17 protein-coding genes are annotated in these 21448 nt (G+C 64.5%); 9 read left to right on the top strand and 8 right to left on the bottom strand.

Annotation, left to right across the window (positions count from 1 at the left end):
* Positions 1-18 precede the first annotated feature (18 nt).
* The 3 genes from VNW74_RS23030 to VNW74_RS23020 all read right to left on the bottom strand — a co-directional run bounded on the left by VNW74_RS23030 (position 19) and on the right by VNW74_RS23020 (position 3471).
* Positions 19-1140, bottom strand: coding sequence for a phosphodiester glycosidase family protein (locus VNW74_RS23030; RefSeq protein WP_325681142.1), 1122 nt, complete (start codon positions 1138-1140; stop codon positions 19-21).
* A 167-nt stretch (positions 1141-1307) separates the two neighbouring features.
* Complete coding sequence (locus tag VNW74_RS23025; RefSeq protein WP_325681098.1) at positions 1308-2672, bottom strand: ABC transporter permease; 1365 nt, start codon at positions 2670-2672, stop codon at positions 1308-1310.
* 55 nt (positions 2673-2727) lie between these two features.
* Complete coding sequence (locus VNW74_RS23020; RefSeq protein WP_325681096.1) at positions 2728-3471, bottom strand: pirin family protein; 744 nt, start codon at positions 3469-3471, stop codon at positions 2728-2730.
* Positions 3472-3726: 255 nt separating this feature from the next.
* On the opposite strand from VNW74_RS23020, the gene VNW74_RS23015 reads away from it, so the two are divergent.
* Positions 3727-5265, top strand: coding sequence for an acetolactate synthase large subunit (locus tag VNW74_RS23015; protein ID WP_325681094.1), 1539 nt, complete (start codon positions 3727-3729; stop codon positions 5263-5265).
* A 58-nt stretch (positions 5266-5323) separates the two neighbouring features.
* Here the strand turns inward: VNW74_RS23015 and VNW74_RS23010 are convergent, their stop codons facing one another.
* Both VNW74_RS23010 and VNW74_RS23005 read right to left on the bottom strand, forming a co-directional pair.
* A complete protein-coding gene (locus tag VNW74_RS23010; RefSeq protein ID WP_325681092.1) occupies positions 5324-6022 on the bottom strand; it encodes a TetR/AcrR family transcriptional regulator in 699 nt (232 codons plus the stop codon).
* Between the two features lie 221 nt (positions 6023-6243).
* Positions 6244-7668, bottom strand: coding sequence for an aldehyde dehydrogenase family protein (locus tag VNW74_RS23005; protein ID WP_325681090.1), 1425 nt, complete (start codon positions 7666-7668; stop codon positions 6244-6246).
* Between the two features lie 434 nt (positions 7669-8102).
* Here VNW74_RS23005 and VNW74_RS23000 point away from each other — a divergent pair, with 434 nt between their 5' ends.
* The 4 genes from VNW74_RS23000 (at position 8103) to VNW74_RS22985 (ending at position 11040) form a co-directional block, all read left to right on the top strand.
* The gene (locus tag VNW74_RS23000; RefSeq protein WP_325681088.1) at positions 8103-8990 is read left to right on the top strand and encodes a hypothetical protein; all 888 of its coding nucleotides are present in this window, start codon (positions 8103-8105) and stop codon (positions 8988-8990) included.
* Positions 8991-9196: 206 nt separating this feature from the next.
* Positions 9197-9568: a ferredoxin family protein gene (locus VNW74_RS22995; protein WP_325681086.1), complete on the top strand. Its 372-nt coding sequence runs from the start codon at positions 9197-9199 to the stop codon at positions 9566-9568.
* Positions 9561-10217 carry a cysteine hydrolase gene (locus VNW74_RS22990; RefSeq protein WP_325681084.1) on the top strand — a complete coding sequence of 219 codons (657 nt, stop codon included), beginning with the start codon at positions 9561-9563 and terminating at the stop codon, positions 10215-10217. The genes VNW74_RS22995 and VNW74_RS22990 overlap by 8 nt, the downstream gene beginning before the upstream one ends.
* Positions 10210-11040: a 2-keto-4-pentenoate hydratase gene (locus VNW74_RS22985; RefSeq protein WP_325681082.1), complete on the top strand. Its 831-nt coding sequence runs from the start codon at positions 10210-10212 to the stop codon at positions 11038-11040. The genes VNW74_RS22990 and VNW74_RS22985 overlap by 8 nt, the downstream gene beginning before the upstream one ends.
* A gap of 71 nt (positions 11041-11111) precedes the next feature.
* On the opposite strand, the gene VNW74_RS22980 is transcribed toward VNW74_RS22985, so the two are convergent.
* Entirely contained in the window at positions 11112-11693 is a 582-nt protein-coding gene (locus tag VNW74_RS22980) for a TetR/AcrR family transcriptional regulator (protein WP_325681080.1), read from the bottom strand.
* A 180-nt stretch (positions 11694-11873) separates the two neighbouring features.
* On the opposite strand from VNW74_RS22980, the gene VNW74_RS22975 reads away from it, so the two are divergent.
* A complete protein-coding gene (locus tag VNW74_RS22975) occupies positions 11874-13481 on the top strand; it encodes an acetyl-CoA acetyltransferase (RefSeq protein ID WP_325681078.1) in 1608 nt (535 codons plus the stop codon).
* A gap of 78 nt (positions 13482-13559) precedes the next feature.
* The gene (locus VNW74_RS22970) at positions 13560-15959 is read left to right on the top strand and encodes a CoA transferase (protein WP_325681076.1); all 2400 of its coding nucleotides are present in this window, start codon (positions 13560-13562) and stop codon (positions 15957-15959) included.
* Positions 15960-16109: 150 nt separating this feature from the next.
* On the opposite strand, the gene VNW74_RS22965 is transcribed toward VNW74_RS22970, so the two are convergent.
* On the bottom strand, positions 16110-17207 hold the full coding sequence (locus VNW74_RS22965) for an NAD(P)-dependent alcohol dehydrogenase (protein WP_325681074.1): 1098 nt from the start codon (positions 17205-17207) through the stop codon (positions 16110-16112).
* A gap of 54 nt (positions 17208-17261) precedes the next feature.
* On the bottom strand, positions 17262-17717 hold the full coding sequence (locus tag VNW74_RS22960) for a nuclear transport factor 2 family protein (protein WP_325681072.1): 456 nt from the start codon (positions 17715-17717) through the stop codon (positions 17262-17264).
* A 355-nt stretch (positions 17718-18072) separates the two neighbouring features.
* Here VNW74_RS22960 and VNW74_RS22955 point away from each other — a divergent pair, with 355 nt between their 5' ends.
* Complete coding sequence (locus VNW74_RS22955) at positions 18073-19938, top strand: AMP-dependent synthetase/ligase (protein WP_325681070.1); 1866 nt, start codon at positions 18073-18075, stop codon at positions 19936-19938.
* Positions 19935-21401 carry an aldehyde dehydrogenase gene (locus tag VNW74_RS22950; RefSeq protein WP_325681069.1) on the top strand — a complete coding sequence of 489 codons (1467 nt, stop codon included), beginning with the start codon at positions 19935-19937 and terminating at the stop codon, positions 21399-21401. The genes VNW74_RS22955 and VNW74_RS22950 overlap by 4 nt, the downstream gene beginning before the upstream one ends.
* Positions 21402-21448: the final 47 nt, after the last annotated feature.

Below are 21448 nucleotides of genomic sequence, written 5' to 3'. Positions count from 1 at the left end.
CCCGCAGTGCCGCCGAAACTAGTTGAAGGCAAGCCAACTGGGAAGTGAGCGCTCGTGCGAGTCGCACAGCACCTGGCGGGTATCACAATTCCCCTTCGGGACGCCGGCCCCGGCCCACATGCCCCCGGTGTCGCGGCGCAGCACGATCGCCGATGACCCGCCGCCGTCGAGCAGGACGGCGGTGTCGCTGCCCAAGCCGCGGAAGAGATCCTGAATGTTGTCCGGCGTGTAGCTGCCACCTTGGAACACATACATCTCGTCGCGAGGCTTCGAATACGCCAGCGCCGTTCGTGCTGCGCTGGGACCGCCGTCGTGGAGCTGCCCGGTATTTCCCGGGGACAACAGTCCGAGCCCGCTCACCGCGACGAACGAATCGCCCCGGTCTACCAACCCGTTGACGACCGCCGTGGCGGCGTCGTAGTCATGGCCGTCCCGGCCGCCCCTGGGCCACAACACCGATGGCGCGCCTTGGGTCGGCAGGATCATCGTCGCCAACGCACTCCAATTCTCGTTGCCGCCGGAGAGGCCCTGCTTACCCGCGTAGGGAATCGTGCCGGTGACCGCCTGGTTAGCCCGGCCTTGACCGTGGGTGTTGTCGACGTAGGCACCCAACGGTGAACTACACCCGGTGGACCGCCACGAGCCGGCCTTCTGTCCCCGGATGTCGAAGAAGTTGGCGTTGATGGCGATCGTCGGTTGGCCCATCACTTGCCAAGCCTGCACCGGCGCGTAGGTCTCCGAGGCTTGCATCAACCCGTCGCCGGTGCGCGCCCCGGGGTTGCGTTCACAGCGTGCCTGGAAACCTCGGTGGCTGTCCACCAGCAGATGCGGTGAAAGCCGTTGCGAAGCACCTTTGATGATCATCAGGTGGCCGCCGCTGCTCCCGTCGTACCAGCTACCGCCCGCGTTGAGCATCGGTGCCGGATGCCCACCGCCGAAGTTGTACACCAGGTAAGAACCCTGGGTGCTCGCAATGGCATTGGCCAGTAGCTCGCGGGCCTCGGCCCGGGCGACCGGTTGTCCGGTGCTGGTCGCCAGCGCCAGGCACAGCGTCACCCCGACGCAGCAGGCTGCGATGCGCCGGAGGCCGGCGGCGAGAGACGGCACGGTTGCCCTTTCGGCGCGGAAATAGGTAGAAATAGCACAGCATTAAGCACAGGGTTATCACAGGGAACTTGCATAACAGTCGCGTGACGGTTTAGGCGCAGTCCAATGACGTTCGGCCACTGGCACTTTGCGGCTACGACCCAGAGGGCGAACGAACTCGGCTACTCGGCGTTCTTCGTCGTCTCGACGGTGGGCGCCGGTTACGTCGTCAATTCGGTGCCCGCAGCCGATTCGGGCCAACTCGTCGCCTCGAACCCCGGCGGAATCCGGTGATAACCGCGGCGGTCGTAGATGACGGTGACGATGCCGCCGAGCAGCAAACCGATCGCCAGCCCGATGGCGGTCATCGTGAGCGCTTGCGACAATCCGGCATCGGCCTGGCCGTTGAGGTACAGCAGCGCCCGGGTGCCCAGGAACACCTGGTGCATCGGCTCGAACTTTGCCAGCCACCCGAATAGCGGCGGTGCGGCCTGTAATGGCACCGTGGCGCCCGCCGAGGGCAACCCGAGGATCACGAACACGAACATGCTGACCAGCAGGCCGAGCGCACCGAGTACCGCGATCAGCGACGTGGAGGTGATACCGACCGCCGCGATCGCGAATGTCCCAAACAGCCACAGCGGCAGGCTATGTGGGATCGGCATACCCAGCTGGCCGGCAATCAACATGTAGCCGCCCGAGGTCAGCAACGCCAACACCACCATGAACGCCCATTTGATCAACAGCGTGTGGAATCGCGAGATCTTGACCTGTTCGGCGAACCGATAGACCGGTCCGAATTCGGCCGGTACAAAGCCGAGCATCGAGTCCACCAGCATGCTGACCACGAAGCTGCCGGTAAAGCCGGCCAGCAGCAGCAACAGCGCATAGTAGAACGCGGACAGTCCATTGCCGGTCCCGTCCGGTAGCGCACTGTGCACGGTGGACTCGACTTCGATCGGGTTGTCGAGGAGCAGCGTCACAGCAGCAGGCATCGGCGCTCGATTGGTCTGCCGTGCTATCTCTTGCGAAAGCCGTTGGCCCACGCGGCGATCCACCATCGTGACGGAACGCGTCAGCGTCTGGCCGGCGATGCTGGCCCCGAGAGTGCCCGCTCGTGGATTCGTCGAGACAATGATGACCGGCCGCTCGACGCGGCCGGCGTTGACCGCGCTCTTGGCAAATGTCTGCAGCTTGGAAGAGAAGTTGGGCGGTATTACCGCGACGCCGTATATCTGTGCGGTATCCAGTTGGTGTTTGGCGTCATCGTGGGATAACACCCGGACGTCGTATGCGTCGTTGTCGAATCCGGACAGCATTCCCTTGACCACCTGTGCGCCGGTCGGTCCGGCGTCCTCGTTCAACACGGCGACGGGGAAGTGCCGCAGGTTGGTCATCGGCGTCAAGATTCCGCCGAGGTAGAAGGCGGCCAGTGCCCCCAACAACGCCAGCGTGGCGACGATCGGAATGGTCCAGAACCACACCGAGCGCGTCGTTCTCGAGCCGGCCAGGCCGAACCGGCGCGCGCCATCCGGGCGCGGAGGCGTGGTGTCGGGTGCTGCGTGATGGCCTTCAAATCCAGGCATTCGGGGCCCCTTTCGTTCCGGGCCCACCCTATGACGCCGGTCGCAGTGTTGGTGCTTACGTTGCGATATTGCCGAGCGTCGCGTGCATCTCCCAGACCAAAATCTCGCACGCCTCGCGGGCAGTGACGCGGATGCCGTCCGAGGCAGTGAACCGCACGGCGTCGCCTTCGGCCAGCTCGACCGCCGTGTCCGGGCCCGGCAAGGTCAACAGGCCGCGTGCGACGAACAGATGCAGGTAGGGTACCGCCGGTAGCGCGACACCGTCGCCGCTGCGCAGCCGCGCGGCGTGCAATGCCGCCGATCGGTTGTGGATGACGATAGCGGCGTCGTGCCCGGGCATGCCCGACGCGATCGTCGCCAGACGGCCGTCGAGAACGTCGTCGCCGATTTCGTGCTGCTGGTAGCCCGGGGCGATTCCCAACACATCGGGCAGCACCCACATCTGCACGAAGCGGACCGGCTCGGTGTCCGAATCATTCTTCTCGGAGTGCAAAATGCCGGTGCCCGCCGACATCCGTTGGGCCAGACCGGGATAGACGACTCCACTATTTCCGGCGGAGTCGCGATGCGCCAACGCGCCGTCCAACACCCAGGTCACGATCTCCATGTCGCGGTGCGGGTGGGTGTCAAAACCGGTCGCCGGCTGCACCACATCGTCGTTGTTGACCAGCAGCACGCCGTGATGAGTGTTTGCCGGGTCGTAGCGATCGCCGAAGGAGAATGAGTGCCTGGAGGTCAACCACGACGTCGTGGTGACCGCTCGGTCGGCGGCTCGCCGAATCTGCACGGTGCTCGGCATGCCTGCCAGGCTAGCCCGGCGACGGTGCAGAGCGAAGCGATGAGGTGGGGGTACCCCCAGCCGCGAAGCAGCGATGAGGAGGAGCCGGGCAATCCAACCTAGCCCGGCGACGGTGCCCATAGTCGACGAAGCCCGTAATGACGTATCACTCGCTGGCACCGACACGGTACCCGTAGCCCTACTGTAGCCACCAGGCTACAGTCATCTGAAGGGCGCACCGAAACTGGTGCCTGACTCATCGTCTGGAGGAGCTTGATGAACGGCGCACACGCGTTGCTGCACACGCTGGTTGGCTCAGGTGTGACGGTTTGCTTTGCGAATCCAGGAACTTCGGAGATGCACTTTGTGGCCGCCGTCGATGATGTGCCCGAAATGCGCACGATCCTAGGTTTGTTCGAGGGCGTCGCCACGGGTGCAGCCGACGGATACGCACGAATGGCCGATCGGCCGGCCGCGACACTTCTCCATCTCGGGCCGGGCATGGCTAACGGAATAGCAAACCTGCACAACGCGCGTCGCGCCAACGTCCCGCTGCTGAACATCGTGGGCGATCACGCGACGTATCACAAGCAGTACGACGCGCCACTGGAATTTGACATCGACGCCGCCGCGAGTACTTTCTCGGGATGGGTTGACCGCCCCGTCCGCGCCGAAGACGTCGGGAACTCGGCTGCCGCAGCGGTCGCGGCCGCCTGTGGGCCGCCAGCGGTGGTCGCAACTCTGATTCTTCCGGCCGATGTTTCCTGGAACGAGGGCGCCGTGCCTGCCCCGCCGCCCGGCGCGCCCGCAGCGTTTGGTGTTGACGATCTGGCCGTTGCCAATGCAGCCAAGGTGCTCGACTCCGGCGAGAGGTGCTTGTTGCTGCTGGGCGGTCGGGCTCTTCGCGGCACGGCGCTGGCCCACGCTCGTCGCATCGCCGATGCGACCGGCGCAGGCCTGTTGAGCGAAACATTTCCTTCCCGCGTGGAGCGGGGCGCCGGGCGACCCGAGATTGACCGTCTGCTCTACGACATCGACGCCGCCAGAGCCCAACTCGCCGGGTACCGCCAGGTGATTTTGGTGGAGGCCCAAACGCCGGTCTCGTTCTTCGCCTACCCGGGTATGTCCAGCGAACTGGTCTCCCCAGACTGCCAGGTACATGTTTTGACCAGCCACGGGCAGGATTCGGCGAGCGCATTGGCCGAGCTGGCCGATCGCACGGCGGCCGAGCGTCATCCCCGCCTCCGTGCGCTCGCGCGCCCACCCCTGCCTACCGGGCGGCTGTCGAAAGCGGCGGCTGCCGATGCGGTCGGAGCACTTCTGCCCGAAGGCGCAGTCGTGATCGATGAGGCCGGCACGGCCGGGGGCCTGGTGCCAACCGCCACGGCCGGCGCGCCACCGCACGACTGGTTAAAGATCACCGGCGGAGCGATTGGCTGGGGACTGCCCGCAGCGGTTGGCGCGGCAGTTGCCGTTCCAGATCGAAAGGTTGTTGCGCTGCAGGCCGACGGCAGCGCAATGTACACGATTCAGTCCCTGTGGACCGCGGCCCGTGAGCGGCTTGACATCACCGTCGTGATCTTCAATAACCGCTCGTACGGCATCCTCCGGGGTGAGCTGGCACGCCTCGGCGTTCCGGCCGGACAGCAGGCTCACGACATGCTGGATCTATCCAGGCCGGATATCAACTTTGTGTCATTGGCCGAAGGAATGGGCGTGCAGGCTGAACTAGCTACCACGGCAGAGCAGTTCATCGCTGCCTTGCGCCGCGGACTCGACGATCCGGGCCCCCGACTCATTGATGCGGTGCTCTAACAGCCACGAACGCAGCTAGGGCCGGTGTCGATCGGCGATCGCTGCTGTCGCGAATTTATCACTGGGACTGCTGGTCTGCGAGACGCTGCAGTACTGGAAGGATCGCCTTATAGATTTCGGTGCGATCGTATTCTTCTAAGTTCAGCCCGTGGATGAGGTAGGGCTCGAACAGGCGCCAGCCGAGTAGAGCGGCGACTAGCGTCCCGACAAATGCCCGCTGCGAAAGGGATTCCGCATCTGAAGCTGCCGTGTGGTTGGCACCAGCGAGGTCGCTCAGGCCGGTAAGGACCAGTGATGATTCCTCGGCTGGAAGCACATTGTCGAGTTCGTCCTGCAAGATTCCCCAGGCCATAACTCTGGACAAGGTGTTAGAACCTTCAAGCAGGATCCGGCTCAACGCTGTCGCCAGATCCTCGGACGACTCCACAAGATCGTGGAAGCTGCGTTCATGCGCGCGCCGCATCGCCGCCGTGATCACGGCGGCCTTGGTGCCGAAGTGGCGATGGACGAGTCCGTAGTTGACGTTCGCCTGCTCCGCCACACGGCGAAGCGTGACTTTGTCTGGCCCGCCCATCTTGCACAGCTCGATCGTGGCCTCGATGACCGCCTCGATGATCTGGTCGCGTCCTCGAGGACTGGGAGCAACTGTTGCCGTTCGCTTTCGGGCGGCTCGGCCCCGAGGCACCGGCCTAGCGCGAGGCGGTTCTTTGGCCCCACTGTCTGCGCCGTCAACCCCGGCCGCGCGTGTTCTACTCATGGCTCGATCCTGGACGGGTGGCGCTGGCACGAGCACGGGCTTGAATCGCGACGCACGACGGACAGAGCACGATGTATTTTTGCACGGTCGCGGTCATTGCTGATCTAGGGTGTTCCGTCCTCGAGGCGGCGTATGTGGGGGCCAGACCCGGTGCATTGCTGCTCGTCGGCGAACCTGGTGGTAGCGGCGTTCTGCCCTGCGCGCGGACGCGCCGTTGATCGCTAACGTTGGATCGACTTCACTTCCAGGAATTCTTCGAGGCCGAATTTGCCGAGCTCGCGGCCATTACCACTCTGTTTGTAGCCACCGAACGGAGCGGCAATGTTGAACTGCCCGCCGTTGATATGAACCTGTCCAGTGCGCATCCGCTTGGCGACCGCCAGTGCGTGATCCGGCTCGCCAAACACCGCGCCGGACAGCCCGTAGATGGACTCATTGGCAATGTCGACCGCTTGGTCCTCGGTGTGGTAGGGGATCACCGACAGGACCGGGCCAAAGATTTCATCCTGAGCGATTACCGCGTCGGGGGCGACGTTGCCGAAGATGGTCGGCTTCACAAAGGCGCCGTGCTCGAGCTCTTCCACGGATCCTTCACCGCCAAACACGAGGGTGGCGTTCTCGGCGACGCCCATCGCGATGTAGTGCTTCACTCGCTCCTGCTGGACGGCCGAGGCCAGTGGGCCGATACGCGTATTCACGTCGGTGGGATCACCCACCACAAAGTCCGTGGCGGCAGCCACCAACTGGTCAAGGATGTCGCCGTGCCGAGATGAGGGCACCAACATCCGCGTCCACGCTGTGCACGTCTGGCCCGCATTCGTCCAGGCGTTGGCGAGTCCGATCTCGACAGCCGTCGGTATGTCGGCGTCCTCCAAAACGATGTTGGCTGACTTGCCACCTAGTTCTAGCGAGACGCGTTTGACCGTGCCAGCCGCCACCGCAGACACCAGCTTGCCCGCTCGGGTGGATCCGGTGAAAGACACCATATCGACGCCGGGGTGGGCGGCGATGGCTTCACCGACCACGGGCCCCTTGCCGTACACGATGTTGAGAACTCCGGCTGGCAGCCCCGAGTCTTGGGCGACGTCCGCGAGGATCCCGGCACTCGACGGTGCGACCTCACTGGGCTTGAGAACGACTGTGTTACCGGCGAGCAGCGCAGGCGCGACCTTCGCAACGATTTGGTGCAGTGGGTAGTTCCAAGGGGTTATCGCACCGACGACGCCGAAGGGCTCACGGATGACTAATGAGTTGCCGATTTGCTGGGTCCAGCTGAAGGTTTCGGCCGCACTGGCAGCCGTGTCCGACGAGCGGATGGGTAAGCCGACCTGGACGGTCCGGGAAAACGAAATCGGCGAACCCATTTCGGCGGTAATGCCTTCGGCGATCTCACAGGAGCGGGCCGCTAGCCCATTGGAGATCCGTTTAACGATGGCGACGCGCTCCGCCACAGGCGTGCCGGACCATCCTGGCAGTGCCGACCGCGCGGCTCGTACCGCACCGTCCACGTCGCGAGCGGTACCCGCAGGGACCCGGCCGACAATAGCGCCATTGGCGGGATTGACAACTTCGATTGTTTCCGCGTCACCGGCAATGGCCATGCCGCCAATCCAATGCGCGAGCAGGTTAACCGAATCCGCAGACATCTCTGAATGATGGCAGTAGACAACGAGTTACGCAAGCAACTGACGAAATAGCCGGTGCACCAGAGACGTTCGCGGCTACGACATCGGTCGACGCGGTATGTGGGTCAGATCGAGAAGCATAGACAGATCGTGAAAGTCGCATCCAAAGATGTTCGGAGAAAACGCCGTACGCCGCCGCAGCCTAGGTAAGGAATGCCGCTCCTGCGCCCAAAGGCTAACGCAGGAGCACGTTCGGTATTGGCGTGTGGCGCAGAAACGCTTCTTGCCTCCCAAAAGTGCAGGGCATGTCGTCCATGGGTCTTGACCGTACTGTAGCCCTGTGGCTACGATCGGTCAACAGGCGCCACGGCAGCACGCGGGCCGTAGTTGGTCCGCACATCACGCGAATCCGGGGTGCCCGTGTTGAGTTGTCCACTTCGATAGGCAGGACGAGAATGACCGCACAACTTCTCAGCGCCCGCGCTGTGCCACTCGATGAGCAGGAGCCGATAACCGCCGACTGGCGACGCATCGTTGAGCCGACGCGAAACTGGTACTACCCCGGCTCCGATACCGAACTCAATCTCGGTGCCGCGCAGGTAGTGATGCATGACGACGCTCTGCAGCCGCGCCATTTCCACGCGATGGACCAGATCCGGTTCGTGACCACAGGATCGATGTCCTACGGGCGTCACCAGCGAGCCGAAGCCGGCGATCTTGTGTATTTCCCCGAAAGTGTTCCCTATGGACCCGTGCAGTACCGCGACGGTCATATGTTCGTGCTTCAGTGGCCCGGACCGAGCGTGAACGGCAAGTTCATCGCCATCCACGAAATGCAGGCGGCGGCTAAGGAAATCGTCAAGGGCGGCGGTCAATTCGACAAGTCCAAGGGCGGGGTATTCGTACACCCAGACGGCCGTGTGCAGGAGGGATACGAGGCTATCGCCGAGTTCATGAATGGTGGCCCGCTCACCTATAGCCCCCAACGTTTCGACAATCAGGTGCACGTCAAAAGTGCCGCGATCGACGCCGCTGACGTCGACGGCGCGCCGGGAGTGAGCATTAAGCACCTAGGCTTTTTCACCGAACGCGGTCCCAACGTGAAGTTGCTGCAATTCGCGGCTGGGGCGAAGCTGCCGGAGGCGCTGGCGCAGAGCCAGCAGGTCTGGGACGTCATCAACGGTGCGATTACCTACGACGGAAAGACGTACGGCAGTCGATCATTGCTCTATGTCTCGCCGGGCGCACACCGAGCCAGCGTCCATGCAGAAGAAGACACTCAAATGCTGGTCGTTCACCTGTGCGCGAAGGGGGCAAACGGGATGCCCTTCAGCGAATTCTGACCAACCTCATCAACGAGGTCCCTACGTTCTGGATTCGACAGGGTGGCCTCGCGATCGGCGGCGGTGGACGTGACCCGTATCTTGGTAATCGCGCTCGCCGCCGCGCGATCGCCAATTCAGCGGATTGACAATGTATTCCGACATGGCTCGCCGCGAAGGCTGGATATGCGAGGCCAATCGATTTCTGACTTGGGAAGCTGGCCGTTATGACCTATGTCGTCACCGAAGCATGCATGGACGTACTCGACCGGTCGTGCCTAGAGGATTGCCCGGCGGACTGTATCTACCAAGGCGACCGCAAGATGTATATCAACCCGGTCGAATGCATCAACTGCGGAGCGTGCGAGCAGGCCTGCCCGGTGGAGGCGGCATTGCCAGCCCGCATACTGCTTGGCACATCGGGAGAATGGAATATCGCTGACAATGCTGCGTTTTTCGCGCACCCTTTGCCGGGACGCAGCGCGGCACTTGGAACACCGCGAGGTGCGTCGCCACTCGGTCCCATCGGCGTTGACACCCAAGCCGTCACCGTCTTGGCCGACTGTGCCGGCATCCTCGTCGGAGACGATGGTGAATAGTGCCGTAGTCCCGGTCGCCGCGAGCCGGCTGGCGCTGCTTCTGCTGGACTTTCAGTACGGGGTCCTTGACACCATAAGGAATTCGGCCGATGTCTTGTCGCGGGCGGAAGTGGCGCTGTGCTGGGCACGCCAGCAGCGAGTCCAGGTGGCCCATGTGCGCGTGGCCTTCACAGAAGAAGACTTCGTCAGGGTGCCGGCTCACAACAAAGCTCTCCGGCAGGTAGTCGAGAGCCGGAAATTTGCAGATGGCAGCCGCGAGGCGGCGATCCATTCCCGCGTTGCCCCCCAAGGGCGTGAACTTGTGGTACGCAAGACGCGGTTCGGTGCATTCAGCACCTCTGAGCTGCATCGCCTGCTGCAGGAGTCGGGCGTCGATATGCTCATCCTGGCGGGCATCTCAACGAGCGGTGTTGTGCTGTCAACCGTACGGGATGCGCTGGATCGCGATTACGAAATCTACGTGCTCGCCGATGCCATCGCCGACCACGACCCACAGCTACATGACGTTCTTATCGAACGTCTTCTTCCGCAGTCGGTCAACGTGATCGATACTGACGACTTGCCGAGTTTGGCCGGTGCTGGGCGCTATGCGACCCCGCGCGACCGCGGCATTGCAACGGTGAGCCACACGGATTTCCAAGATGATTGATAATGCGACTACGCCTGCGAAAGGCAAACTGTCAGACGATGTTTGCGCTCAACTGGCACGAGACCTACACCGCGCCTGCTGCGATCGGATCTATGTGCCGCCGATCACCGAGACGCATCCCGATTGTGACCTCGCCGGCGCGTACGCGATAGCCAATGCCGTCAACGATCTCAAGATCGCGTCGGGACAAGTCGTGAAAGGACACAAGATCGGCCTGACGTCGCAAGTGACGCGTGATCTCGCCGGCGGTGAAGGACCCGACTTCGGGACGCTGTTCGACGACATGTTGATCCCGGAGGACTCCACGGTCTCGCGCTCGCGGTTCAACGCTGGCGTGGCTGTGGAGATCGAGATCGCTTTCGTACTGGGCAAGTCGCTGCGCGGACCGCACGTCACCGCTGTCGATGTCATGCGGGCAACCGATTTCGTTCTGCCCGCGATCGAAATCGTCGACAGACGCTACTCGCGACGAGGACCTGGCCCGTTGATCGTCGACAGCGTCGCCGATGGCGCGTGGTGCGGCGGTGTCGTTCTCGGGTCGACGCCCCGTAAGCTCAACCAGGTTGATGTCCGCGGCGTCGGCGGGACGCTGACGATTAACGGCCAGCCACGCGCCCACGGAGTCTCGTCGGCGGTGATGGGTAACCCGGTGCTGGCTGTTGTGTGGCTTGCGAACAAACTGGCGGAGTTCGGCGTGACCATGGAGGAGGGCCACATTGTGATGTCAGGCTCGTTTACCACCCTGGTGCGTGTTTCGGCGGAGAATTCGATCGTGGCATCTTTCGACGATTTAGGGGACGTCAGGTTTCATCTGTCGCCCTGATTTGCGCTGGTGCAGGGTAGGCGTTGGCCAAGCACACCGCGGTCGCATTGTTGTGCACGGGCCGGGTTGGTTCATCCGGCACCGACCAGACGGAGCGCAAAATCGACGTACTGCCATACGATTTCGTTTTCGCTGAGTTCACCATCTTCGCGGAACCACACCGCCAGGCCCATACCGAGATCCAGGATCGCGTAGGAGGCAAGTCGTGGCGATGCCACGTGAAATTTCCCGACGGCCGCACCGTCGGTGATCAGCTTGCGGAATCTGGCCTCGTATTTGGCGCGCTGCGCCAGGATGGAATCTCGGTGTGGCTCTTCCAGACTGCGGATTTCGCGGTTGCCGACGAACGCCTCAAGTCGGTGGCGGGCGTGATAGCGCACGTGCGCCTCGACGGCTCGGCGCAGCCGTTCGGTGGGGTCGGCGGTGCCGGCGATGGCGCGGTCATGCTCGGTGAGAAGCGCTGTCATGGTGCCCGCCATGATCTGAACGAGCAACTCCTGTTTGCAGGTGACGTGCTTGTACAAGCTGGGGCCGCGGATGCCCACCCGATTACCGATGTCGGTCATGGTGGTGGCCTCGTAGCCCTGTCGTGTGAACAGCTCGAGTGCCGCGCGGCGAATCTCCTCGGCACGCGCGCTGCCCTTGCCGCTCATGACCTGCCTCCAGTCGGCTAACAGCAATTAGCCTGAGTGACCATACGCACAGTGGTTCTGGGTTGACTATACTGAGTCCGTTGCGATCTCATTAGGCTAGCAATCATTAGCCTATAGGAGTGCGCGTGGAGTTGGGCATTGGCATGTCGGGCGGCCCATCAGGCACCGGGTGCCGCTGACATGACAACTGCCGGGCTGAACCCGCGGACACCTGTGCTGATCGGAGTCGGGCAGGCCGCTGAGCGGCTCGAGGACCCCGGCTATGCTGGCCTGTCGCCAATCGCGTTGGCGGTCCAGGCGGCCCGCGCCGCGGTCGCCGACTCGCAAGCAAATGCTGACGCCGTGATAGCCGCGGTCGACACGATCGCCGCCACCCGCCAGTTCGAGAACTCCTCGGCCCGCGCGGTGGCCCCGCTGGGTAAGTCGACGAAGTTCCCACTGTCGGTGGCGCATCGGCTCGGTGTGGCGCCCAAACGAGCGGTCCTGGATGTCGTCGGCGGACAGTCCCCGCAGCACCTGGTCAGCGAGTTCAGTCGTGCCATCGAGGCAGGATCGGCGGATGTGGTGCTGCTAGTGGGCGCCGAGGCAATTTCCACGATTCGCCACTACGCCGGTACCGAGGACAAAGCAGACTTTTCCGATGATCCCGCCGGGTCCATGGAGGACCGCGGGTTCGGGTTGACCGGTTTGGTCACACCGGCACTGGTAGCTCACGGTATCGGCGCGCCGTCAACCCAGTATGCGCTGCTGGAGAATGCGCGCCGGGCCGCGCAGGGCCGGGGCCGCGGCGAGTACGCCGCAGCGATGGGCGCGTTGTTTGCCCCGTTCACCGAGGTAGCCGCCCGCAACCCGTTTTCGGCTGCCCCGCTGCGGCGCAGCGCAGACGAGCTGGTCACCGCCACCGAGCGCAACCGGATGATCGCTGACCCCTACCCCCGGTTTTTGGTCGCGCGCGACCAAGTGAACCAAGGCGCGGCGGTGCTGCTTGCCTCGGCGGATGCCGCCCACCGCTTGGGGGTGGCGCAGGATAAATGGGTATTTCTGCACGGGCACGCCGATCTGGTCGAACGCCCCCTGCTGCAGCGTAGCGTGCTCGGCCAGGCCCCTTCGGCGGTCGCCGCGGTGCGCCATGCGCTGGAGGTCGCCCGGGTGGGTGTCGACGACATCGACTTCTTTGACCTCTACAGCTGTTTCCCCATCGCTGTTTCCAACATCATCGACGCCCTGGGCATGTCGGCGTCTGATCCGCGCGGCCTGACCCTCACCGGCGGGCTACCGTTTTTCGGCGGAGCCGGCAACAACTATTCGATGCACGCCATCGCCGAGGCCGTAGCCCGGGTACGAAGCCGTGCCGGCAGTTTCGCGCTGGTTTCGGCGAACGGCGGCATGCTGTCGAAAACCTCTGTCGGTGTCTACAGCACCACTCCCACACCGTGGCGCCCTGATCGCAGTGCGCTGTTGCAGCGCGAGATCGACGACGCCGATGCGCCGGCGGTGACCGAGCGTGCGACCGGCTGGGCCACCATTGAGAGCTATACCGTCGTCTACGGCCGCAAGGGGACCACCGGGATAGTGATCGGGCGGCTGAAATCTGACGACAGCCGATTCGTCGCCAAAGTGGCAGAAGGTGACGATGAGCTGCTGGGGATGCTGCAGTACGCAGATGAGCCTGTGGGGCAGCCAATTTACGTGAGCGCACTCGACGCGGGAAACTGTGTCGGCACGTCAAGGAGCCGGATCACCCACGACGCTTCTCGAGGGCCAGTCGGCGTTGGGCCGGTAACGTGACCACGAGTTCGCTGACCCACATGTTCTGCTGCCAATGGACGCAACAGGCGTGTCGCTAGCTTGGGGGTGACAGAGCCGATGTCAGACGGGAGCCTTCCGCTCGACGGCGTGCGGGTGGTCGACCTCACCGACGGCGTCGCCGCGGTGGCCGGGAGATTTCTGGCCGACCTGGGTGCGGATGTGGTGCTCGTCGAACCGCCCGAGGGGTTGGCCTCACGGCGTGCTCATCCCCGGCACGACGGGCACGGCCTGCGTTTTGCGACCGGGCACTTCAACAAGCGCGGCATCGTGCTGGACCTCAGTAGCGCTGAGCAGCGCAGCGCGCTGCTGCGTCTGACCGATGCTGCCGATGTGGTGCTGGAATCCCGACCCGTCGGTGAGTTAGACGCGCTGGGTGTGGGGCCAAATGTCATGCGCCAACGCAACTCCGCACTCGTTGTGGTGTCCGTCACCGGTTTCGGGCAGACCGGCCCCTACCACCGATGGCGCGCCAGCGAGTCGGTGCTGGTGGCGATGTCCTCCGCGTTGAGTCGCTCGGGAGCGGCCCACCGCGAGCCGCTGGTCCCCCCGGGCGAGTTGGGCGGGCAAACTGCGGCCATCCACTGCGCCTTCGCGGCGTTGCTGGCTTATTACCACGCGCGCCGAACCGGGCACGGTCAGTATGTCGACTGCTCCCTGCTGGACCTGGTGGTGCAAGATCTTGACCCCGGCTTCGGGATGGGTGGGTCGGCCAGCGGGGGTCGGCGGCTTTCCGAGCAACCGCCGGGACGGCCCGACCTACGGTTCCTGTATCCGATCATTGCCTGCGCTGACGGCTACGTACGTATGTTCATCGGCTCGGCCAAGCAGTGGCGGGCCCTGGTCGGCTGGATGGGCAGCCCTGGGGAGTTCACCGACGCATCCTACGACCAGATGGCGACGCGGTTTCGCGACTGGGCCGCGATCCGCAGCAGCATTGAGAAACTGTTCGCGGACAAGACACGAGACGAGATCGCTTCCCGCAGTGCAGAACTAGGCATCGCTGTCGCTGCGCTGCATACCGCTGCCGAGATGCTTGACAATGATCATGTCCGTCAACGAGGGTCATTTACCCACGTGGAGGTGGCGCCCAACCTGCATGGCGCAGTGGCTAACGGCTGCGTTGTATTCGACGGCGCGCGGATGGGATTTCGGCATCGCGCCCCGCGCCTGGGCGAGCACAGTGCCCAGGTCGGGACCCACACACCTCGCCGAGCCTCCCGCGGCCCGGTCGGGTCTGCTCGCCGCCCGCTGGAGGGCATACGCGTGTTGGACCTGGGGGTCATCGTCGTCGGCGGCGAAAGCGGACGGGAATTAGCCGATCAGGGCGCCGACGTCATCAAGGTCGAAAACCGGGCATTTCTCGATGGCATGCGTCAGGGCGATCGACCTGGTCGTTGTGGATACAACTTCGCCGTCGGCAATCGAGGCAAACGCAGTCTGGGCCTGAACTTGCGCACTGAGGCAGGCAAGAATCTGTTCGGCGAGCTTGTCGCCAAATCGGATGTGGTACTGACGAATTTCCGGCCCGGCACCATGGAATCCCTCGGTGTAGGTTATGAGCGGCTACGCGCCATTAACCCACGGATCATCGTGGTGGAAAGCAGCGCTTTCGGCGCCACCGGCCCATGGGCCACCCGGATGGGCTACGGACCGCTGGTGCGTGCAGCGGTCGGACTGACCTCACTGTGGCGCCACCCCGACGCGCCGGACGGCTTCGGGGACGACAGCACCGTCTACCCCGATCACGCTGCCGCCCGGGCGGGCGCAGCAGCCGTGTTGGCCGCGCTGATCCAGCGTGAGCGCACTGGCACGGGTTGTCGTATCGAACTGTCCCAGATGGACACCGTGTTCATGCAGATGGCCACGGAGTACTTGCGCGAATCACTGGTGCCCGAAAGCCTGCTCGCTGCAGGTAATTCTGACGAATTCGATGCGCCCTCGGGGGTCTACCGGTGCGCTGGTGAGGACGGCTACTGCGCGGTGAGCATCGACGGCGACCGCGACTGGGCTTTGTTGGCCGCGGCCATCGAGCGCCCTGACCTGGCCGGCAATCCTGACTACGACAACGCGGCAGGGCGCGTTGCCGGCCGTCACGAGCTCGACGCGGCGCTGCAGCGATGGCTCATCGAGCGCACACCGGCCCAAGTCCAGGACGCACTGCAAGGTCTGGGTGTGGCCGCTGGTGCCGCCACTCATGTGAACGACCTCCTGACCGACCCGCACCTGGCAGCCCGACACCAGCTCGCCACCCTTGGCCAGCCCGGCCACGACAAGCCCCTAACTGTCACCAGGGGCCCAGCGCTGTTCGACACGATCCCCGAGCCGCTGCTGCGGCCCGCCCCGCTGTTGGGCGCTGACACGCGCGATATCTGCCGCGAGATCTTCGCGATGAGCGACGCGGCAATCGATGCGTTGATCGACGCCGAAGTCTTGGAGGTGCCCGAAGCGCCCGGCTAATTCTGTCCCGCCGGCGCTCACGGTCAGATCCCATCGGCTGCCGATCGGTTCGTTGCGCTGCAAGACAAGACGGCAACGCTGCCGCGTGGCGGTTGGGGCCGGTATGTAGCCGAAGACGGCGACAGCCCAAGGGTTTACGGGCTATGGCACCTAAAAGCCGGGAAGCAATACGGGTTTGATGACGTCACCGCTGATCGCGGCCTTTTCGGCCTCGTTGATCTGATCGAAGCCAAAGGTGGTGATCAGCCTGTCAAACGGGAATCTGCCTTGCCGCCATAGCCGCAGCAGCTTGGGGATGAACGTCTGAGGTACAGCGTCTCCCTCAACGATGCCCGTCACGGTGCGGCCTACTGCCAGCGCTCCTGGCGGCAGCACCAACGCGTCGGTCGAAAGGCCGACCAGCCCACACACGCCGGTCGGCCTGAGGAACCCGATCGCAGCTGTGATCGCCGCGGAGGCCCCGGTGGTGTCCAGGGTGTACTGGGCGCCGCCGTCGGTAAGCGCGCGTACCTGGGCCGGCGCGTCACCGCCTGTACCGATAATCGTATGCGTCGCACCGAGTTCCCGCGCCAAATGCAGACGCCCCTCGCTCAGATCGACGGCGATGATCGGATCCGCGCCGGATAGCCGCGCGGCCATCACTGCGCTCAGGCCCACCGCCCCCACACCCACGATCACGATGCTTGCGCCGGCCTCGACTCCCAGCGACTGAATCACTGCGCCGGCACCGGTCTGGATTCCGCATCCCAGCGGGCCGAGCAGTTCCAGCGGCAGGTCCGCGTCGACCGTGGTGACGTTGCGGGCCGCGACCAGTGCATGCGTGGCAAATGAGGACTGCCCGAACCAGCGCGCTGATACCGGTTCCCCGTGCTTGTCGTGCATCACGGCGGGCGCCTGGGCGCGGGCATCACCAAAGTTGCGGCGCACGAAACTCTCACAGTAGGCAGGGTGACCGGACTGGCAGTTGATGCATCGACGGCACGAGTCGTAGGACAGCACAACATGATCGCCTACCGCTATTCCGTCGGTATTGGCGCCGACGGTCTCAACAATCCCGGATCCCTCGTGCCCGACCACCACAGGCAGTGCGCTGGGGGGGTGCGCGGCGCGGGCCAGCAGGTCGGTGTGACAGTGGCCCACACCGACAATGCGCACCAGGATCTGCCCCGGACCAGGCTCAGCCAGACTCACCTCTTCTAGCTCGTAGCGTCCGGTGCGATCGCGTAGCACAGCGGCGGTAATCTGCATGTTGGTCACACGAATCCGGCGACACCCGGGCCGGCGGCGCGTCGGGAGATCGGGTCAGACACCTTGGGCCGCGGCTCCGTTCAGGACCGGACCGATGTCCATGTACACCCGGTAGTCACAGATAAGGTCACCGCGCATCCGAAAGACATTGCAACACGGCAAGGTTACTGTGTTGCCGTCCAGTAGCTGGTAGGCGACATTGAGCCGCACAACCCATATGTCGAAATCCTCGACGGCATGCCAAAGGTCGAGCACCTCGTGACGCAGCCCCTTTATAGCCTGGCCGACCTGCTGGAACAGCGCGCGGAACGCAGGCTTCCCGCAGACCTCGGGCAGGTTACCGAATTGGGTGCTTACGTCATCGGTCATGTGCGCGACCATCGCGTCGACGTCGCCGGCGTCCATGGTCGCGAAGACGTCCATGATCACTGCCTGCCGCATCGCAGGGATGGGCCCCAACGCGGTGGCCAGGCCACGGGCGTCGGACGTCGCTGCAACAGGGTCATTCATGGTGCCTCCACCGATGGTGACGGACGACCCGGCGGCACCGCCTGATCGTGCCGGGCGTCGCCCGTTGGCCCCGGCTCGTCCGACTGTAGAAAGCCCCTGCAGGCCGTGCCATCCGCTTCGCGCCGATTGACGTCCACATCTGGCTGCGTTCCCGGCGCACCGTGTTGAACGACTGCACCGGCCCTTAACCTCGAGGCGTGAACCGACGTGTTGAGCGGCCGCAACCCCGGCCGGGCGGATGCCCTGATGGCGGTCGACATTCGCTGTCGGTGCCCGACGCGCCAGGCCTTCACGTCTGCGGCGCCTCACCGCGAGCACGGACGAGTTTCACCGGCCTTGGTCGCGAACGTGGAACATGCTGAGCAGCAATGTGATACAGCTAGGGACGGGGCCCGGCGGGGTCGACATCGGCCACGGCACCTTATGCAGTGCGCTCGCCAACACAGCGGAGTTGTACGGTGACCACCTCGCCTACTCCGATCGGCTGGGTCCGGGAGGGCGGCTACGGACCCTGACCTGGCGACAATTTCGCGAGACCACGCGCAGGGCCGCCGCCGGGTTGATCGCTCGCGGCGTCTCCGAGGGCGATCGCGTTGCCATTATGGCGTCCAACCGCATCGAACATATCGTCGCCGACGCCGCGGCCCTGCACGCCGGGGCGATACCGGTTCCGATCTACCTGACCGCCGCAGCTGAGCAGATCGCTGCGATCGCCGCGCAATGCACCCCCACGGTGTTGGTCGCCGAAACCGCTGATCAGCTCGCCCGGTGGGAGCAGGCTCTGAGACATGTGGATCGGCCCGGGCTGATCTTCGGTTTGGATGCCTCCGAGGAGGCAGGCAGCCAAAGTTGGCAGACGTTGGTTGATGGGGGCGCCGACTACCTCGGCGATCGGCCGGATCAGTGCGAATCACGCTGGCGTGCACTGTCTCCTGACCAGGCAGCCACGGTGGTGTTCACATCCGGAACCACCGGGGCCCCCAAAGGCGTGGTGCTCACCCACCGCAACGTGGTCTATGAGGCCAACGCCCTGCGGGCCGTCAACAACCTGACCGACGCGGGCACCTCGGTGTCCTACCTACCGTTTGCTCATATCGCCGAGCGGATGTTGAGCATGTATCTGCCGTACGTGGCTGGCGGCCACGTACGGCTGCTTGCCGACGCATCCGAACTTGCCGAGACATTGCCCGAACTGCGTCCCACCCGGTTCTTCGGCGTGCCCCGGATCTGGGAGAAAATTCAAACCTGGGTTACTGCGGGCCTTGGCGCAGCTGACGAATTCAACACCGCCGAAGTGCAAGCGGCACTGGACACCGGCCGTCGTTACGTCACCTCGCGGGAAAGTGGTTCGGTCACACCTGGCGGGCTGCTCGAGGAGTTCGCACGCGCAGATGCACAGGTCTTGTCGGGCTTACGGTCGCACGCGGGTCTGGACCGATTGGTGTGGGCCACCACCGCTGCCGCGCCCATGCCGGAACAGACGTTGAAGTTCTTCGCCGGGTTGGGAATCCGCATCTACGACGCGTACGGAATGACCGAGACCTCCGGGACGGCCACGACGAACACCGAGGACGCATACCGCCTGGGCAGCGTCGGGCTACCGCTGCCCGGAGTTCGCGTCGATCTCGCCGACGACGGCGAGATCTTGCTCCAAGGGCCGACGGTGTCGCCGGGGTATTACGGGCAGATCGAGGCCGGTGTTGACCGGTGCACGGGCGAGCGGTGGCTGCCCACTGGCGATCTGGGGCGCCGCGACGCCGACGGGTTCCTCTACATCGTGGGTCGCAAGAAGGAAATGATCATCACATCGTCGGGCAAGAACATCGCGCCCGCCGCGCTGGAACAGCTCTTGCTGGAATCCGAATTCATCAGCAACGTAATAGTCTACGGCGACCAACGACCCTTTCTGGTCGCGCTGATCACCATCGACGCCACGGTGGTGCATGCCGCCACGGTTGGAGGGTCTGCGGCCCCCGACATTGACGATCTGATCGCCAGCACTCGGGTTTGGACTCTCATCCAGCAGGCCGTCGATAGCGCCAACGCCCGCGTGTCACGCCCCGAGCAGGTGAAGAAGTTCGCACTGTTGCCCGAGCAGTGGACACCGCAGGGCGGGCAGCTCACGCCAACCCTCAAGCTTCGGCGCGAGGTGATCGTGACCCGCCACCGTCGGCTGCTCGACGACCTCTACGGAGGCCCCACACACGGGCGCAGCGCATGACGACCTCCGGGCTGCTGGAGCGGCCGCGGTTGTTCATCGACGGCCGCTGGCATGACACGACCGGACCGTCGAGTCCGGTACTCGAGGCGGCCTCCGAAGAACTTTTGGGCTCCGCGACGCTTGCTGAGGCCCACGACGTGGATGCTGCGGTAGGCGCCGCCCGCAGGGCGCTGCGAGGCCCGTGGGGCTCAATCGACGTGCAGGAACGCTGCGCGCTGCTGGACCGATTCGCCGACGCTCTCAGGTCGCGCGCACAGCAGACCGCCGAATTGGTCAGCCGTGAGAACGGCATGCCGATCGCGTTGTCACGGGTTGCCAACGGGCTCAGTCCGGCTGCGATCTTCCGCTACTACGCACGCCTGGCGCAGACACAGCCGGCACGCGACGTCCGGATCGGCAAAACCGGTCGCCGCACGCTGGTGCTGCGCGACCCGGTGGGCGTGGTCGCGGCGATCACCCCGTGGAACTATCCGCAGGGGCTCGCCGCGATGAAGTTGGCCCCGGCGTTGGCCGCCGGTTGCACCGTTGTCCTCAAGCCGGCACCCGAAACCGCCTTGGATGCTTACGCTTTCGCAGAAGCTGCGATAGAGGCAGAACTGCCCGCGGGGGTGCTGAATATCGTGCCCGGCGGGCGCCAGACCGGCGCGGACTTGGTAGCGCACCACGGCGTGGACAAGGTCGCGTTCACCGGCTCGACGAATGCAGGTCGCGAAATCGGGGCGGCGTGCGGCGGGCTGTTACGGCCGGTCACCCTCGAGCTCGGCGGGAAGTCGGCGGCGATCTTGACCGACAGCGCAGATCTGGGGGATTTCCTGCAGCAACTGCCGGCGGTGTGCCTGCCCAACAACGGGCAGACCTGCCACGCCAGCACCCGCATCCTGGCACCCCGGGTCCGCTATCGCCAGATCGTCGACGCGATCACCGACACCGTGCGGGCCTTACGGGTCGGCGACCCCCTACAGGAGGACACCCAGATCGGTCCGTTGGTCAGTGCCGCCCACCGCGACCGCGTCCTGGGCTTCATCGAAGCTGGCCGACGAACCGCGGCGCGGATCACCACCGGCGGATCGGTACCGGCCAATCAGGACCGCGGTTTCTACGTGGCGCCAACAGTATTCGCCGACGTGGACAATTCTTCGGTGATTGCGCGCCAGGAGATCTTTGGGCCCGTTCTGTGCATCACGGCCTATGACCACATCGATGACGCGCTGGCGCTGGCCAATGACTCCGACTACGGGTTAGCAGCCACCGTGTGGACAGCCGATGAGGCCGCGGGTATCACTTTGGCCCAGCGGCTCGAGAGCGGCACGGTCGGTGTTAACTGCTATGAGCTCGACGTAGCTGCACCATTCGGCGGAATCAAAGCCAGCGGCATTGGCCGTGAGCTAGGTCCCGAAGGACTGCATGCCTACCTGGAGCCCAAGACGGTATATCTGGCGCCCGCCGCCGCGCACAGAAGCTGACCGCCGACCTATGACAGCGCACTGCGACGTCAAGTCCGGCCAGCGGT

Source organism: Mycobacterium sp. (genome assembly GCF_035570115.1).
Classification (GTDB): domain Bacteria; phylum Actinomycetota; class Actinomycetes; order Mycobacteriales; family Mycobacteriaceae; genus Mycobacterium.
The sequence above is the reverse complement of the archived record's forward strand: the minus strand, read 5'-3'. Positions and strand labels throughout refer to the sequence as shown.